The organism is Endozoicomonas sp. SESOKO1, from assembly GCF_024606265.1.
In the GTDB taxonomy this organism is placed as follows: domain Bacteria; phylum Pseudomonadota; class Gammaproteobacteria; order Pseudomonadales; family Endozoicomonadaceae; genus Endozoicomonas.
This window is the reverse complement of record NZ_JAHHPP010000303.1, coordinates 1-17,363: the sequence shown is the minus strand read 5'-3', so window position 1 is coordinate 17,363 and position 17,363 is coordinate 1. Positions and strand designations below refer to the sequence as shown.

General features: G+C 47.2%; 13 protein-coding genes and 1 pseudogene. 6 read left to right on the top strand and 8 right to left on the bottom strand.

The genetic code is table 11. From position 1 onward, the window contains the following. Positions 1–84 precede the first annotated feature (84 nt). The 5 genes and pseudogenes from KDK13_RS19230 to KDK13_RS13460 form a co-directional block, all read right to left on the bottom strand. Positions 85–897 carry a protein DA1 gene (locus KDK13_RS19230; protein ID WP_257285492.1) on the bottom strand — a complete coding sequence of 271 codons (813 nt, stop codon included), beginning with the start codon at positions 895–897 and terminating at the stop codon, positions 85–87. 15 nt (positions 898–912) lie between these two features. Continuing rightward, positions 913–1,041, bottom strand: a pseudogene (locus KDK13_RS13475) (LIM domain-containing protein); the annotation flags it as partial. Positions 1,042–1,221: 180 nt separating this feature from the next. Further along, complete coding sequence (locus KDK13_RS19225) at positions 1,222–2,325, bottom strand: tyrosine-type recombinase/integrase (protein WP_257285490.1); 1,104 nt, start codon at positions 2,323–2,325, stop codon at positions 1,222–1,224. Next, complete coding sequence (locus KDK13_RS13465) at positions 2,322–3,401, bottom strand: hypothetical protein (RefSeq protein ID WP_257285489.1); 1,080 nt, start codon at positions 3,399–3,401, stop codon at positions 2,322–2,324. The genes KDK13_RS19225 and KDK13_RS13465 overlap by 4 nt, the downstream gene beginning before the upstream one ends. A 404-nt stretch (positions 3,402–3,805) precedes the next feature. Then, positions 3,806–4,135: a MarR family winged helix-turn-helix transcriptional regulator gene (locus tag KDK13_RS13460; protein WP_020583484.1), complete on the bottom strand. Its 330-nt coding sequence runs from the start codon at positions 4,133–4,135 to the stop codon at positions 3,806–3,808. 633 nt (positions 4,136–4,768) lie between these two features. On the opposite strand from KDK13_RS13460, the gene KDK13_RS13455 reads away from it, so the two are divergent. From KDK13_RS13455 to KDK13_RS13445, 3 genes are all read left to right on the top strand, one after another. Beyond that, positions 4,769–5,986, top strand: a complete 1,218-nt coding sequence (locus KDK13_RS13455) for a hypothetical protein (protein ID WP_257285488.1) — start codon at positions 4,769–4,771, stop codon at positions 5,984–5,986. 260 nt (positions 5,987–6,246) lie between these two features. Further along, on the top strand, positions 6,247–7,356 hold the full coding sequence (locus tag KDK13_RS13450; RefSeq protein WP_257285487.1) for an efflux RND transporter periplasmic adaptor subunit: 1,110 nt from the start codon (positions 6,247–6,249) through the stop codon (positions 7,354–7,356). A 6-nt stretch (positions 7,357–7,362) separates the two neighbouring features. After that, positions 7,363–10,458 (top strand): efflux RND transporter permease subunit, encoded by a 3,096-nt coding sequence (locus KDK13_RS13445; RefSeq protein WP_257285486.1) that lies wholly within the window; start codon positions 7,363–7,365, stop codon positions 10,456–10,458. A 46-nt stretch (positions 10,459–10,504) separates the two neighbouring features. Here KDK13_RS13445 and KDK13_RS13440 read toward each other — a convergent pair whose 3' ends face one another. Continuing rightward, positions 10,505–11,299 (bottom strand): MOSC domain-containing protein, encoded by a 795-nt coding sequence (locus KDK13_RS13440; protein WP_257285485.1) that lies wholly within the window; start codon positions 11,297–11,299, stop codon positions 10,505–10,507. A gap of 128 nt (positions 11,300–11,427) precedes the next feature. Here KDK13_RS13440 and KDK13_RS13435 point away from each other — a divergent pair, with 128 nt between their 5' ends. Then, positions 11,428–12,228, top strand: a complete 801-nt coding sequence (locus KDK13_RS13435) for a TatD family hydrolase (protein WP_257285484.1) — start codon at positions 11,428–11,430, stop codon at positions 12,226–12,228. On the opposite strand, the gene KDK13_RS13430 is transcribed toward KDK13_RS13435, so the two are convergent. Both KDK13_RS13430 and KDK13_RS13425 read right to left on the bottom strand, forming a co-directional pair. Then, entirely contained in the window at positions 12,216–13,187 is a 972-nt protein-coding gene (locus KDK13_RS13430) for a cation diffusion facilitator family transporter (RefSeq protein ID WP_257285483.1), read from the bottom strand. The genes KDK13_RS13435 and KDK13_RS13430 overlap by 13 nt on opposite strands. A gap of 37 nt (positions 13,188–13,224) precedes the next feature. Next, positions 13,225–13,473, bottom strand: a complete 249-nt coding sequence (locus KDK13_RS13425) for a glutaredoxin family protein (protein ID WP_257285482.1) — start codon at positions 13,471–13,473, stop codon at positions 13,225–13,227. 137 nt (positions 13,474–13,610) lie between these two features. On the opposite strand from KDK13_RS13425, the gene KDK13_RS13420 reads away from it, so the two are divergent. Both KDK13_RS13420 and KDK13_RS13415 read left to right on the top strand, forming a co-directional pair. After that, positions 13,611–15,578 carry a cation:proton antiporter gene (locus KDK13_RS13420; protein ID WP_257285481.1) on the top strand — a complete coding sequence of 656 codons (1,968 nt, stop codon included), beginning with the start codon at positions 13,611–13,613 and terminating at the stop codon, positions 15,576–15,578. A 127-nt stretch (positions 15,579–15,705) separates the two neighbouring features. After that, positions 15,706–17,292: a hypothetical protein gene (locus KDK13_RS13415; RefSeq protein ID WP_257285480.1), complete on the top strand. Its 1,587-nt coding sequence runs from the start codon at positions 15,706–15,708 to the stop codon at positions 17,290–17,292. Positions 17,293–17,363 lie beyond the last annotated feature (71 nt).

Here is a 17,363-nt window from a genome sequence, read left to right as displayed (position 1 = left end):
ATGCAGTGGACTGCAACTCCATTTAGACCGGTTCGACTCCGGTACTCGCCTCCATTTCTTTTTCCATGTCATTATTCACTGCTGTTAAAAAAAGAAAGAGCTCCAGCGTCCGGGGAATTTCTTTTTTTCCCGGATGAATTCCAGAAGTGAAGCCAGTGGCATATGTTTCAGTGACTCCCTGGCTGCCCGAAACCCATCACCATAAATGGGGTCGGCACTCAGTTCTATCTCCTTTCTTCGGAATTCAGCATCTTTGGTATCAAGGTTTTTCAACCAGATATACTCCATTAATACACACATTCCTTCCTCTACCTTCAGAGGCAGATTTTCATAATAATTATAAAAAAACCAGGCATGAGTGAGCTCATGAATCATTACGGTTCGGAAATGCTCTTCCGGGAGGTTTATCTGGATTAATATGCAATCAAAATTTCTGGCCAATATCTGTCCTTTCCGATGAGTTGTCGTGGTTCGAGTAACTCCCAGAATGGGATGATTATCATGAAAGTCATGTTGACTTGCGTCGTTTAGCTCATCGCGGCCGCAGAGCTTTACCGGTGTCTGTGTCGAGTTCAATCTGAGCCCCACCGATGCCAGGGCTGCGCGCATTTCAATAGCAATATTGTCTGCGCGTTCCTGGGTGGAAACCCCGTTGAGGCTACATTTGTTGCAGATAACCACGCCGTCGGGATACTGCATACCGCCATTGGTGAGATTTTCACAAACAAGCCGACTGCAGCTGGAACATTCCGGATGTCCGTCATGGTCATTACAAAAGGCGTTGCCCCAGAAATCCACAAAGTAGTTTCTAGTGAGAGGGTTCCGGCAGACAGAGCAGAGTGGGGCGGTCTGCTTTTGCGCACAAACCGGGTGCCAGGCCATTTTATCAAGTTCCACATAGTTTCCCTTAACGGGCTTTCTGCAACTTGGACACCTGAGGCAGTCCGGATGAAAAGCCCGGTTCCTGAATACGACAAAAGCCTTTCCTGCAAATGGCTTCCTGCAGCCACTGCACCTGAAACAACGCGCGTGCCAGCTCATTCCCATCGCCTTGACACATTGACCCTTGAGTGGCTTTTTGCAGCCTTGGCAATAGCTCATGACCTTCCCTGATGCTTGTGTAATCAGTCCCCAGACCATTAACGGAAGAATTCCTCTTTCAATAATCGTAACAACAATTATTCATGAACAAGTGGTGATGTGGTCTTCTTTCCAGCTTAATCAGATATGATGATCGGCAGCCATCTTTTTCAGTCTACTTGCTTCTGCATGGTAGTATTGGCTTGTGGTATTGATTGAATCATGACCTGCAAATATAGCAAGGTCTTCGATATCCATTTTTCCAGCCAGGTGTGTCAACGCTGTATGGCGCAGCGTGTGAAACGGCAGTCCCTGCAATCTGCGCCCGATATCCGGTGACGCCTTGCTCTGACAATCTTCCATGAAGGATCGCCACCAAAACCGAAGCCCCCGGGCTGAAAGCGGGGTGATCCGACCTTCGGTTTTGCGTGTTTTTGGAGCCAGGGGAAAAGGGTCTCCGTACAGACCTGAAAATCCATTCATTCGCCTGTATTCAATGATTTGCTGTTGAAGTACTTTATTTAAGGGGACCTGCCTTCTTTTTCTGCCCTTACCCAAAACACTGAGATAAAAGCCATTGTCATTATCAGGGTGTATGTCTGAACAGGTATGTCCCGTTAGCTCAGATTCCCGCAGAGCCAGCCCATAACTCAAAGAAAGGATAAGGCGGGTACGGGCTGATTCAAGCCGTTCTCTTTCGGTACCCATTGGCAAGCTTGCCAGACACTCTTTAATATATTGCCACTCAGCATCGTAAAAGTATCTGATAACGGTGGTGCCCCGGGCCACTTTTTCACCAGATCGAATGAGTGATGCTGCCGGATTACCAGCGGTGTAGCGATTTTTCTCCAGAAAAGAGAAAAAAGAGGACAATACATCAATCACCTGATCGGTGCTTTTTCCCGGTTTAATGGGGGATTTAAACATAATTCTTTCCGGCTGGCCGGGCAGGATTCCGGGCATAAGCCAGCGCGGTGGTAAATTCTGGATAAAATTGACGTAAGATTGCAGGTGTTTCAGGCGAACATCTTTATAGCCAATTCCCAATTCAAAGTATAAAAACGCCGTCAGCCGGGTTATTTCTCGCTCGTATCGGCGCAAGGTCTCTTCTGAGCGTGCTCCGGACTTGTTCAGGAAAAGCGTCATTGCTTCACCATCGCTGCCTGCTCCCATCATGTTGTCATTTTCATGACGATAGGCGGGGAGGGCGTTCAGAAAAACAGGGGGTTGAATCGGCTGGCTCACGGTGATACCTCAGGAGTATCGGTTTTTTTAGACAGTGCTTTTTCAAACGCCTCGGCATTGCCGCGGGCTCTTTCAAGCTCAAGCCGGAGAGTACCGACTTCATCAAGTCGCTTTTCCGTTTCCAGAAGCTGGCTTTCCAGCTTTTCTTTATCTGACATTGCCGCCTTGTATTGCTGTTGGATCATGTGGGATTCCCTGGCCCCGACCAGAAGGTTTCGCGCTGTGCCTAATAGATTGCCCTGATCACAGTCCAGCAGCACCATTAACTGATTGGCAAGCTGAACCATGGTCTCTAACTTGCCTTTCTCTGAAGACAGGCTGTTTCTCTCTTCGCAAACTTGAATATATGCCTTCGACTTGTTGTCCAATCGGCTCTGCAGCTCCAGGTTATTTTTTTTCAACTCCTGTTGCTCCTGAAGTTGATTGCTTATCTTCTTTTCCAGTCCCTGCTTTAGCCTTCGCTCATCATCGACTACGCCGATCCAGTGATTCAGTTGCTCCTGGCTCCGATGATCCATCTGTTTCTCAAGATTGCTTATTGCCTGAAGATGAATGGCTTTTTGCTCAGCAGCAGCAGACTGTAGCTGCTCGATTTGTCGCTGTTCTGATTTCAGCAGTGTTTCCAGTTCTTTCAGATTCTGATTTCTCTGCTGCAAAGTGAGCCTGGTTGAATCGAGTTCTGCACTGAGCTGCTGGACCTGACCCTGGAGTTCAGAGTTGCTGCGCGATAGCTGGCTATTTTTTTCCAAAAGCTGATTCAGGCTTTCCTTTAGCTCATCGATCTCCTGGTTTGCGGACTCTTCAAAATTCCGTTGTTCTTCGGATAATTGATGCTTCCACTGGGCAATGCCTCTTTTCAAACCTCTGACCAGATCATCTGGCAATTCAAGCTCCTCAGCTTCACCAATAGCGCCCAGATATCGCCATTCATTGTAATAAGGCAGTACCGTCTGCTTTCCCATTTTCCCGATGCGGGCAACCTTGTCAGCGTTAATTCTCTCACCTTTCTCTTTCAGGTCATCAAGAATGCTGAAAATGTGCTGCCTTCTCACCTTGGCCTGTTCTGACTCCTTCATAATGTGCATATCTCAAAATAATAGAACCAATAATACCAGTATTGTAATACCAGTATTATCAGTCTCTCAATAGAAAACTTTACTGCCGGTAACTGAACTTACCGGCAGTAATTTGTATCTGATAGTGGATATGGATAGCAATAGCCAGAGGGCAAAGCCTGTTGGTGGCAAGACTGGGCATGGATGCATGGCGGCTGGTTCGGATGTCGACTCCTTCAGGAACCAACCTACAGGGAAAGATTTGCGTTTGGGTTTCGCGACAGCCTCAAAATGTCGGAGGAAAATGCTGGTCGAGCCAAGGGTGGATACAGTGAGGATAGGAATGCAGGGGAGGGTTAGGGCCCTGAAGAGTAACTTCTAAAATACTCTCACGACTGTGTAGAGCCCTGAATATATAGGCGTGCTCATTTAAGGTAACGAGCCTTCTGCTTGATTTTTTCAACCAGTTTTTTGCCTTTGGCAGTCAAAGTCAGCTTAAAATATCGACCATCATCTTCATGCTGAACCTTTTTAATCAATCCCAGGCCCGGTCTGTCGTGCCGTCCTTCACCCAGTCGTTTGACACTGACCGCAATATCACTTGGGGTGCCACAGGTGAGCTTTTCAGCATTGACAAGATCTGTAATGGTTTCCCCGGGGTTTTCTGCAACCACAAGAAGAATTTGCCATTGGATAACCGTCAGTGGTTGTTCCTGCATCAACTGGGTTAATTTGATAAGACCTTTTAAAGTCATTGGCAGTTACCTTTCTCTAGTTAGTTATGAGGTTTGTTGTGGACTAGTAGCGTCGTTTACTTTCCATGAAGTTAGGCTTAAGCCTAGTCAGTACAACTGTTACGGCGACTGCTATACCAAAATAAATAGTAGACAGTTTTCTACTGTTATAGCAAGTTTCCGTTTACAGTCGTTGAATTTTTCGGCAATTGGCAGCAAAACTGTTACGTTAGGGAACAAACATTTAAATGGAGTTCCGTCAGTAAAAAGTGCGTCCAGCCAGATTGCCATTTGGCCCGCAATTATTATGACGACAGGCGGATAGAGCACAATGACGTCTAATGAGCAGTGTTTCCTTAATACTGGTAAAGTGTTTGACAACTATTTTCGGAAAAAATTCTCTAAAAAATAATATTACGTATATATTGTCGTGAATAAATCTCTGAACGATATTTTTTTTCCTGACTGATAAGCGATATATCGATGATATTTATGTTCGCATAATATATATTATGTTAAAAAAACAATATCCGTCACACCTTATTAATATCCAAACCAATGCATTCTTTCTCATGTGAGAATCATTCGCATTTGCATCTTTGAAAAGCCAGTCTATTCTAAGCCCAATCAATAACAAATGATTGGGATATAAATATGACCGCTTTTCAAAAAAGCAGAATATTCTTTATAATTTTCTTTGCCTCTCTTCCCGGGTATTTACTGGCGGGACTGGAGGAAAGCGCTAAAAGTCACGAAATATCATTACGTTACCTAAGCGATGGAACATTAAAAGGTCATATTAATGTTCAGTGTTCTGACCAAAACAATTCTTGTGAATCCACATTGGTATTTGAACGGGATGATGGTTATCCATACGGTGTCGCATCGTCTTCTTTAAAAGAGATGAAGTTTCAGGGACACTTTCAAAGAGATTTAAATGACTTGTCTGAGCTTGGTTCAATAACCGTACAAAAAGACAGTAAGGAAACCAAACTTCCATTAAGTATTGATTATGATGAGCTATCCCTTGGTGATAAAGACAATCCGATTACCAGGGCTGTGATTGCTCATCTTCACCCATCCTTGATTCATCATGCAAAAAAAGAATTAGAAAACATTACTGAGACTGCAGACTACCTGACGGGTACGACAAGGAACTCCGAGACCCTGCATTTATTCAAGCCAGAACAGCACAACCTTTCTTACACAGATTCCAGTAAACTGCAAAGCTCTATCCCCGGCGATTTTATGGTGCTTGATATTGGTGAAAGTTACTCGATGGTCCTTATCTTTAACCAGGACAATGTTCCGAAGTTGATCTATGTACTTGATCGCTGGAAACTGTACAGAGATCCGGTGTTTAAAAGAATTATCGGCTATGGTGACCTGGTTGGTCTGGTTTTGCATGGCATGGACTTTATCAAATACGGCGGGGCATTGCTGGGCATATCAAGCCATGCTCATCATCATACTCACATTGCCTTCCTGAAAGATCTTGCCAGCTCTATTGGCATTGGACATAGTGCGTATAATATTTTGGGCAATCTGGTCAGTTCGGGCTTCCATATTGCTGAAATTATTGACCATAGCCATGGTGTCAGTGAATTTATCAGTGGTGGTCAGAAGCACTTTCATGACCACGATCATGGTGAATGGGGAGAACTCTTTGGTGCAATGCACTTAACGCATACTGTCGTTGAAATGATTGCCGAGCCTTCTCTTGCTCATGGGATTCAAACTGTTTTAACCTTTGCAAGCTTCGGTTATCACCATGTGCCACATCGTTACTATGAATACTCAATGTCAGAGGTTCTACGTACAGTAATATACTCCCAGAGTCAATCTCATCTTAGTGATAGAATTTTGAACTGACTCATTACTCTTCAGACTCTGATCACTAATAGTAAAGGTGGCCGGAGTCTCCCCTCCCCTTACATTGACCTGTTGAACTATCAGAAACTGGTCGCATTTCTAATGAAATATTGCCAGAATTGTGGATCTTATAGACAGTAATACGCGTCCGGCGTTGTATTTTTTATACATGCTACAGTAATTCGCCGTGTAAACGCTAAACACGTCAGGGCAATGGCTGCCAACTCAGAATAAAAATGTGATACCGGGGTAATAAAAGAGTGCAAAAGATAGTCAATGTGAACGGCTCATGGTTAGTCGCCAGTGTTATTGCGGCTGGCATTGGTATCTACCTGCTGACTGCTGATGTCGTAAATATCAACGATTCTGAAAAAGTTTCCCCTCCGTCCCGCAGCAACAATGAAACTACGGTTATTTCCGTTGTCCAGGCCTCGCACTTTGAGCAAGTACCCGTAAAACGCACACTTACTCTCTATGGCACAACGGAAACGGACCGAACCGTCACAGTCAGTGCTGAACTGGCAGCCCGTGTTATTAATATCAGTGCCAAACGTGGCCAGCTAATGGCTGCGGGAGAAGAAATTATCCGTTTGCGTGAAGGCAGTCTGAAGGCTCAATTGAAGTCTGCCGAAGCTCGGGTGAATCAGGCTGAGCAGGATTACCAGTCAGCCCTTTTGCTGCAAAAGAAAAAACACATTGCCGATAATCAGATTACTCAGCTTGAGGCCTCCCTGGCTGAAGCGCTGTCTCAAAAGAAGCAGTTCCAGACTCTGTGGGAAAATACACTGATTAAGGCTCCCGTTTCCGGCATTCTTAACAAGCGCCATGTGGAAATAGGTGACTTTATTGATATAGGCAAACCGGTGGCTGAAATTCTCGACCTTGACCCGCTGGTGATCGATGTTGATGTTCCCCAGAATCACATTAATTTCTTTTCGTCAGGCCAGAAAGCAGTTGTCCGATTTCCCGGTGGGGTAACCAGCGAAGCCACTATTCGTTTTATTGATCGACAGGCTGATGCATCAACCCGGACATTTTCTGTCGAGTTAACCATCCCCAATCCTGATATGAAAATCCCGGCAGGACTCAGTGTAGAAGCTGACCTTTTGATGGAAGAAGTAATGGCATTGGAAATAAGTCCTGCATGGCTTGCTTTGAGTGAAGATGGAGAGCCGGGGATAAAATGGGTGACCACGGGCAATCGGGTCGAGTTCACCCCGGTAGATGTTGTCAAGTCTGAAAGTAACCGCCTCTGGGTGACAGGCGTTCCTGAACAGGCCAGAGTCATCACCCGCGGTCAGGGCTTCGTTCGATCCGGTGATCAGGTTGATGTCATCAACCCTGATGTTTCTCTGGTTACCGGGGAGTAATGGCCAATGCGAAGTCTGATTTCTGCATCGCTGATGCGAACCCGAACCGTCATAATGATGCTGGCGTTAATCCTGCTTACCGGCCTGGCCAGCTATCTTACCATTCCGAGAGAGTCGAACCCTGATATCACGATTCCTGTCATTTATATCTCCGTATCACACGAAGGCATCTCTCCGGAAGATGCCGAACGGCTGCTGGTACTGCCCCTGGAGAAAGAACTCAGGGCCATAGAAGGTGTTAAGGAACTCAAGGCAACCGCATCCCAGTCTCACGCCTCCATTACTCTTGAGTTTATCGCTGGGCTGGATACGGATGAAGTGCTCGCAGACGTCAGGGACAAGGTTAACCTTGCCAAAAGTAAGCTACCTCAGGATACGGATGAGCCCACGATCAACCAGATTTCCTTTGCCAGTATGCAACCGGTGATTACGGCGGTACTTTCTGGCAATTTGCCAGAGCGTGCACTGGTCAGAATAGCCCGGGAGCTTAAGGATGTGCTGGAATCCAGAAAGCAGATTCTGGAGGTGGATATCGCCGGCGACCGGGAGGAAGTGGTTGACGTTATTATTGACCCACTCAAGCTGGAAAGTTATGGGCTGGTTCCTGCGGATGTGATCAACCTGGTGTCCCGGAACAACCAACTGGTTGCTGCGGGCAATATGGACAATGGTAAAGGGCGATTCTCGGTCAAGGTCCCCGCTGTCTACAAAACGGTGGCTGATATCCTCTCCCAGCCCGTCAAGGCAGATGGTGATCGGGTCATTACCTTTGGTGATATTGCCAGCGTTCTCAGTACGTTCAAGGATGGTGGTGGTTACGCCAGAATGAACGGCAACAGCAGTATCGCCCTGGAAATCAAGAAACGCCCCGGGGAAAACATCATCGAGACGGTGGCACTGGCCAAAGCCATTATTGCTGAAGGCCAGAAACTGGCACCGAAAACCCTGCAGGTCGACTATGTGGGTGATCAGTCGGTGGATGTGGTGGATATGGTCAATGACCTGCAGAACAGTGTTCTGGCGGCCATCATTCTGGTGGTTACGGTCATTGTCGGGGCGCTGGGTTTTCGCAGTGCCGTGTTGGCAGCCATCGCCATCCCGGGTTCTTTTCTTGCCGGTATTCTGATCATCGCCCTCATGGGCTTAACCATTAATATGGTGGTCCTGGTCGCTCTGATGATTGCCGTTGGTATGCTGGTAGATGGCGCTATTGTAGTCACCGAATATGCCGACCGGAAAATGAGTGATGGCGTTGCCCGCAAGCAAGCGTATCAGGAAGCCTCATTACGTATGGCATGGCCAATCACCGCGTCGACAGCAACCACTCTTGCTGCCTTTTTCCCGCTGATGTTCTGGCCGGGCATCATGGGTGAGATGATGATGTTCCTGCCATTAACCCTGATTGCTACCCTCTCTGCATCCCTGGTGATGGCCCTGATTTTTATACCAACCATCGGCTCCCTGATTGGCAAGCCCAGAAAGCTCAGTGAGTTGGAAAAACGATCCATCACTGAAGCGGAAACCGGTGATTTACACAATGTTCCCGGTTGGGTCGGCGTTTATATACGCACCCTGTCCAAAGCGATCCGACACCCTGTAAAAATACTGTTCTCTGGCATGGCCATGGTGGTAGCCATTTATTGTGCATTTATCAGTTTTGGCAAAGGCTTTGAGTTCTTTCCTGATGTCGACACCAATAACATCACCATCAAGGTTCGTGTGAACTCCAGCAACCTGTCCATTGATGAAAAAGATGAGATCCTGAGAAAAGTGGAAGCGATTGTGCTTCAGCAGCCGGAATTAAAAACACTGTATGCTCGAACCGGTGATAACCAGGAGGTGGGTACCCTCCGCCTGAACATGGTGGACTGGAAATATCGCCGGAAAGCAGCATTGATTGCAGCAGAAATTGATCAGAAGCTTTCGCATTTTGCCGGACTCGATATCACCGTTGAACGAAGAAAAGATGGCCCTCCCCAGGGCGAACCCCTGGAGCTGGTGATCAGTGCCAACGACCTTGATGTCCTACACGAAACCGTCGGCCAAGTCAGATCGGTTCTGGCGGGTATCGATGGCTTCACCAATCTGGAAGACGACGGCCCTACTGTCGGCTATGAATGGCGCATTGATGTAGACCGTGCCGGAGCTGCCCGTTATGGTGCTGATGTCAGCAGCGCCGGCGGCCTGGTTCGCCTGGTGACCTCTGGTTTGAGGGTGGGCAGTTATCGTCCGGATGACAGCAGTGATGAAGTGGACATTCGTATTCGTTTTCCGGAGTCAGACCGCCACCTTGAGAGCATCGATCAGCTTCGGTTAATGACCCCGGCGGGCCTGGTACCCATCAACAACTTCACTACCCGGGAAATTGCCCCAAAGGTCGACAGTATCAAGCACCTCGATGGAAAACGAACCGTGAGTGTCAGTGCCAACCTGGCCGAAGGCGTTCTGTTGAATGATCTGCTGCCTGAGTTGCAAGCGCAGCTTAATACTTTGGATGTTCCACCGGAAGTCAGCTTTACCATTAAAGGGCAGAATGAAGACCAGCAGGAAAGTAGCCAGTTCCTGGTCAAGGCATTTACGGTTGCCCTGTTTGTAATGGCCATGATTCTGGTGACTCAGTTCAACAGCTTCTACCAGGCCTTCCTGATTATGTCAGCGGTTATACTTTCCACCGGTGGCGTGTTACTCGGATTGCTTCTGGCTGGCAAACCCTTTGGCATTGTGATGTGCGGCATCGGGGTCATTTCGCTGGCAGGCATCGTGGTCAACAATAATATTGTGTTGATTGATACCTACAACCTGTTACGTAAACAGGGGATGAAAGCCGAAGAAGCGATTCTTCGAACCGGCGCCCAGCGTCTGCGACCGGTGATGTTAACAACTATCACCACTATTCTGGGGCTGATGCCAATGGTGCTCTCCACCAATATTGATCTGTTCAACCATCGGCTTGAGATTGGTGGCCCCACTGCCCAGTGGTGGAATCAGTTATCAACCTCCATTGCCGGTGGACTGGCCTTTGCCACTGTGCTGACACTGGTCCTGACACCCTGCCTTCTGGTGATCGCCGGTCGGAGGCAAGATAGAAAGATGGCTCAGTAAGCCATCCACTTCAGGCAATAGCATGTCCTATTGCCTGAATCACCCGTTATTCCAGAATCGTAACCTTATCACCTATCCGGATAATGCCTTCCTGATCCGGAATAAGGTTCTGGCCAAAAATAACCCCCATTTCCGTCCGACGATATTGAGCCAGCGTAAACAACGGTTCCCTCCCCTCTTTCTGCCCGGTTTCAGGGTTGACGGTGGTCATCACACACCGCGAACAGGGTTTGGCTACCCGAAATGTGATATCACCTACCCTGATCACTGACCAGTCGTCTTCTTCATAGGGTTGTTGACCACTGATGACAATATTCGGTCGGAAGCGGGACATGGGCACGGCCTCAGTCAGGCGTTGATTCAAATCCGCTAAAGACGCTTCATTGGTGAGCAGGAAAGGAAAACCATCGGCAAAACTGGTGTGATCCTCTGGTTTTGAGTATCTGGCATCGGTTGGCCTTATTGACCGTTCCGGTTGATAAAACAGCCTGCATTTCATATCCAGGAGATCACTGAACCACTGGGCAGCGTCATCCCCGGCATCCAGTGCCTGACAATCGTCTTTCCAAACCGTTACTGTCGAACAATACGCCTCCTCCTCCGGTGTGCAAACACAGAGGTTCTCAGCAGCGGGTCGGGTAATCAATAGCCCCCCATCAACAACGGTTGTGGCCACGGTTGCCAGAACCGGATATTGTCGCTGGGTGATAAACCTGCCATTTTCATCAGCCAACAGCCAGCGGCGATCATGCTCAAAACCTCTTGGGGTTACCTGGGCACTGTCAAGGGGAATTGCCCTGGTTGATTTGATTGGGTAAATCGCCAGCCGGGTTACTTGCATCCGCTATTGCTCCTGAAAATTTTTAGCCTGAAAAATATTAGCGCCCAAGGATACGGCTAATGCTTGTTTATGAGAAGAACGAGCATCAGAATATCCGGCAACATACACGGGTTATAACAGGATTTTCAATGACACCGCAGCTGGTTGATATAGGCGTTAACCTCAGTGACAAGGCTTTTGACAAGGATCGAGATGAAGTTATCAGTCGTGCGGTTGAGCACGGTGTTACTACCATGATCCTCACCGGTACTTCTTTGACAGAATCACAGGAGGTACTGGGGCTGGCCAGAAAATACTCTGAGCACTGCTTCTGTACCGCCGGTATTCACCCTCACGGGGCCAAAGACGCGAATACCCAGATCTTTAACGAGCTGAAAGCCTTATTCAGTGAACCGGAGGTGGTGGCCGTTGGAGAGACAGGCCTGGATTTTAACCGTGATTTTTCCCCCCGGCCAGTCCAGGAGAAGGTATTTGAACGTCAGTTGGAGCTGGCTATTGAGTGTGGCCTGCCCCTGTTCTGTCATGAGAGGGATGCTTCAGAACGCTTTGCCGACATCATCAGAAACTATCGGGATCAGGTCAGCAAACTGGTTGTACACTGCTTCACAGCGGATAAGAAAGCCCTGTATCGATATCTGGACCTGGACTGTCATATTGGTATTACCGGTTGGATCTGTGATGAACGACGGGGAACCCACCTTCTCCCACTGATAAAGGATATTCCGGCAACCCGATTGATGGTGGAAACCGATTCACCATGGTTGCTGCCAAGGACATTGGCGAAAAAGCCGAAAAACCGGCGGAATGAGCCGGCCTTTCTTCTTGAGGTTATTCAAATGATCGCCATGCATACCGGGCAGCCCCTGGAGCAGGTCGCCCGGCAAACCAGGAAAACATCACTGGAATTCTTTAATCTTCACGGCTCGTGATCATGACCTTCCGGGTCAAGATGGACAATGACGTCCGCTTCGGGCAGGTATTCAAGCACTGCCCGCTTGGCCTGAACCCCCAGTTCGTGGGCATAAATCAGCGGTGTATTTGGTTCAAGATCCAGATGCATCTGAATAAACGGGATTGAGCCTGACATCCGGGTTTTGACGTCATGAATGCCCAGAACACCATCTACAGAGAGGGCCCGTCTCTCAATTTCCTGAAGTTCTTCCTCAGGCAGTGCCTTGTCCATCAATTGCTGAATCGATTCCCAGGCAAGACGCTTGACACTGAACAACATATAACCGCCAATCAGCAGGGCAAGCATATTGTCCACCTGATGATAGCCATAGCTCGAACCAATCAGTGCAGCCAGCACCGCAATATTGGTCAGAAGATCCACCTGATAATGCAATGAGTCCGATTTAATGGCCGCTGAATTGGTTTTTCGGATGACATACCGCTGAATGGCTAACAGGATCAGGGTGGCGATAGTAGAAAAGACCATAACCATGATACCGGTGCTTTCATTAGCCAGCACAAGATCTTCACCCGTTACCCGGTCAAGCGTGTTAAGCACCAGCACAATGGCCGAACCGCCAATAAAGGCTGACTGAGCCAGTACGGCGAGCTGCTCAGCCTTGCCATGGCCAAAATGATGATCTTCATCCGCTGGCGCAATAGCAATCCTGACGGCAAATAATGTGATCAGGGAAGCCAGGATATCCATCGTGGAGTCCAGCAAGGTAGCCAGAAGGCTCATGGAGCCGGTCATGAACCAGGCCATGAGTTTAGCGATGATCAGTATGCTTGCCGTGGCAACCGAAGCGTAGGTTGCCAGTTTGAGGAGGCGTTTTTTGTCTTCAGACACGTTATTTCCAGTATTACTGTCGTTAAGCCCGGACGATGTCATCCTTTGACGTGATTCTTGTTTTTGAGCCAGAGCATAGTTAATCATGCGATCCCTGCCAATTAACAACCGTCGTTGATTTATCCTATCCTGAAACGGGGTGTATCAGCCAGTCATTCAAAGCCTCAAGGGTAAATGGCCAGGCAAGTTCCCTGCCCTCTGCTGAGGCGATTACCGGAATCCTTACTCCGTAGAGATCAACCAGACGATCATCCTCACTGATCTCTTTAGCCACCCATCGGCAAACGTGCTGCTTTTGCAGAAAATTGAGCATTTGTTCAGCTTGTTCACACAGGTGACATCCGGTAGTGGTATATAAAGTCAGTTGAGTCATAAACTATTCCCTAAAAAGCATGTCTATCATAGCGATAATATAACCACAGAGTTAGTAAAGATTACGTAGATATAACTACATTATGATTTTTTTGCTTATACTCTCACCGGGCACTAATAAACACAGCTGGCGATCCCATGGACTTTACATTTTTCAATCAACTTATGCTTATCCTGGCTCTGTCAGCTGTCACTATTGCCTTTTTCAAGCGATTTCAACTGCCGGAAAGCCTTGGTTATTTATTTGTGGGTATCATTCTTGGACCGACAACCTCCGGGCTGATACAGCAGGATTTCGATATTGCCCTGCTGGCCGAGATTGGTGTGGTGTTTCTGCTCTTTACCTTAGGCCTGGAATTCTCCATGAAAACCATTATGGCCATGAAAAAAGAGGTATTTGGCCTTGGTGGGTTGCAGGTGCTCCTGACCGGAAGCGGGATCTTTGGCATCCTGATCGCCTTTGATTTTGCAGTGCTCGCCTCATTTGTCTGTGCATCCGCACTGGCCCTCTCCTCCACAGCAATTGTCTCCAAGGAGCTCACCCAGAGCAATGAAATACGCTCCCGCCAGGGGCAGCTGGCCATCGGTATTCTGCTATTTCAGGATATTGCCGCCGTTGTCTTTCTGATTATGATTCCCGCCCTGATCGGGGGCGGCAGTAACTCCATCGCTTCCTCACTTGGTTTTGCCTTTGCTGAAGGGGTTGTGTTCGTCGTGATCATGCTGGCCATAGGCAAGTGGGTTCTGCCGCTCATTTTTCACGAAGTTGCCAAGGCCCGGTCGGAAGAGCTGTTTGTTCTTATGGCACTGGTTATTGCCCTGATGGCCGCCTGGCTCTCTCATGCAATGGATTTATCCATGGCCCTAGGCGGGTTTGTCGCCGGCATGATGATGGGTGAGAGCCACTACAAACACCAGGTTGAAGCGGATATCAAACCCTTCCGGGATGTGCTCCTTGGGCTGTTTTTTGTTTCCGTTGGCTTAATGCTGGATATGGATGTCCTGGTCGCTTTCTGGAAAGAGATTCTACTGGGCACTGTGGCATTGATTGTCTTTAAGTTTCTGGTGATCTACATCCTGACCAGAACCTTTGCCGAGACCAAAAATATCTCGCTCAAAACCAGCCTGTCACTGGCACAGGGTGGAGAGTTCTGTTTTGCCCTGGTTGCCCTGGCCTCACAATATGGCGAGAGTGGCGGAAACCTCACCTCAATTGTTCTCGCAGTTACCATCTTATCGATGATTATTGCCCCTCTCCTGATCAGAAACAGCGGTGCCATTGTCAAGCTGGTCAAGTTCGATAAATCAGAACAGAGCATTCATCGGGTAAAAGAAGAAGAAGTCCGCAAGCAGACTGCGCATATTCACCACCATACCCTGATCTGTGGTTATGGCCGTGTAGGGCAAACCATTGCCCGCTTTCTTACCCAGGAAAACAAAGCTTATGTCGCCATTGATGATGACCCCATTCATGTGCATGAAGCGGGTCTTGCGGGTGATCCGGTCTTCTTTGGTGACTGCAGGAAGCTGGAACTGCTCTTGGCGGTTGGACTGGAGCGGGCCAGTCAGGTGGTCATCTGTGTTGATCGCTCCGACAATGCGCTTAAAATTTTGCAGGCTGTACGACAACAATCTCCACAGATTCCTGTGCTTGTGCGCACTCGGGATGACAGCCAGTCCGATGAGTTGAAAAAAGCAGGGGCAACGGTGGTTATTCCGGAAGTCCTCGAATCGAGCCTGGTCATTGTCAAGCATGCCTTGTTAATGCTTGGCATGAACCCTGGCCATGTTCGTCAAAGAGTCCATGAAGCCAGAACCAAAGGGTATGAAATCCTGAACGGCTTTTATCCTGGCATCAGCGATTACCTGTTGGAGAATGATAAGAAAACCTACCGCCATGCTGTTACCCTGGGTAAAAAATGTGTAGCAGACCAGAAAACCATCGAGTCCCTGGACTTTAAAGGTACTGACGTATCAATTGTTGAAGTTCGTCGAGATAATATGGTGCTGCAGCCACAGGCAGGAATGACTTTACATGCCGGTGATATTGTGGTTTTAACAGGAAGCAATAGCGATATTTCTCACATTGAGAAACTTTTTGACTAATTTATTGACTAAAAATAAGCAAACACCATTTATATCCTTCGGATTATTTCAGGCTGCCTCAGATAGCTTGAAATATTTAAGCTAGTGTGAATTGGCAATGGAGTGCCTCCCATTCAGGATGGTAGGCATGCCAATAATAACTGTGACAAATTACTGCTTCAGAAACTTCCAATCATTCCAGTTGGCCGGTTTATTTTTATTTTTACTGTGCAAATCATCTCTGGCTTTTTCATTCCAACAAAGTGAGGTTTATGTTCTATCACCAGAGAGAAATTCTGATTTACAAGTAGTCGCTCCAGAACATCAGGAAATCACAATAGCCATAGATACAAAAGGTCTTGAAAAAGACCTTCAGGGGAATATTCCTTTACAAATTATTTTAGAAAATGAGAACTTGCTGTTTGAAAATGGTGAGCAGCATATATTTTGGCACGACCGGGTTAACACTCTGGAAAAAGAAAAAAACAGGGCAGTCAATAATGACTCGTTCATTTATGTAACACTCACCCCGGACCCAGGCCACATTAACAAGATGATTAAAATCAGAATAAGGAAAGAAGAGGATCTTTCCAGGCTGTCAGCACTGGCCGCTTTTTTCCCTCAAATGCTTCCCATCATTCTGATGAATGAAGTAACCTTTGGCCCGAAGCCAGTGATATTCTATGAAGCACTGATGAGATGGAATTACAAAGTATTGGGAGGCGATATTGTTAAATCTATTCGAAATCTTGTCCTCAGCCAAACGTTTATTAATCATAAAACCCTGACTGCTCAATGTTCGGCAGATTTTATTGAGGGTTTCCTGCTCTTCGAAGCGGCAAATTATGGAGAAACCTCAGCACCTGCAAGAACTAAAAGTGAAACATTCCGAACATATGTTATGGCTGCACCTTTCAAGCGGTTAATGGACTGCCTGTCAAATACAGTATCTACAGCACTGCTTGATATCCAGGAAAATCAAATAAGTGATGAGTGGCAATATTTAAAGGATTTGAACAAAGAATCAATCAATGGCCTGTCTAAAATCATGGTCGGATATGGCTTTAATACCTTTGCCTTTCAAGCTGGAGATTTCTTCGGATCATTAAAGAAAACCATCGGCTTTTCCACTGTCGCTAACGACCTTGCGTTGCAGACGGATCTGGACCGGACACTCGTGAAAGCGACCCAATATACGATTCAGGCAGGGTATGAAGATTTCTTTAAAGGCCAGCTCAAGTCTCACAACCTCAATGAGGGCTACGCTCTGCCAATTGCCACTGGCGCAGGCGTTATTGAAATCCTGTTGCGGCTTTATGCCCAAAAGGACATGGCAGGTCGATACCAAACCCACCAGGTTCACTCATTGGCCAATCGGGCCGAGGCAATAGGTGTATCCATCAATAAAGCCCTGGCACTACCAGAATTATCTGATCTCCAACTAGTGATGCTGGGCGTAACAATTCCTGCTGTTCTTTATGGTGCATTTAAAGTAACTACTGGATATGATGTTTCATCTCCTGTTTTTAAACTATTTGATACCGCTTATGAAGGAATGGTTCTTGGTGCTATTACTCACTTGATATCACCCGTTCTTCAGAAATACGGTATTTTGGCTGCACACGCTGTACAAAAGCCAATCCTTCAATACATAAATGCTGAAGCTGGAAGCTGGTCTGAATATTTTCTGGCAGATACGATTCGTTACCGTATAGATATATTGACTGAAAATTAATCCTTTTCCCGACAAACACACACCATTTAAAAGTTCTTTTTTCAAAAAGGAGCTATGAAATCATTTAATAG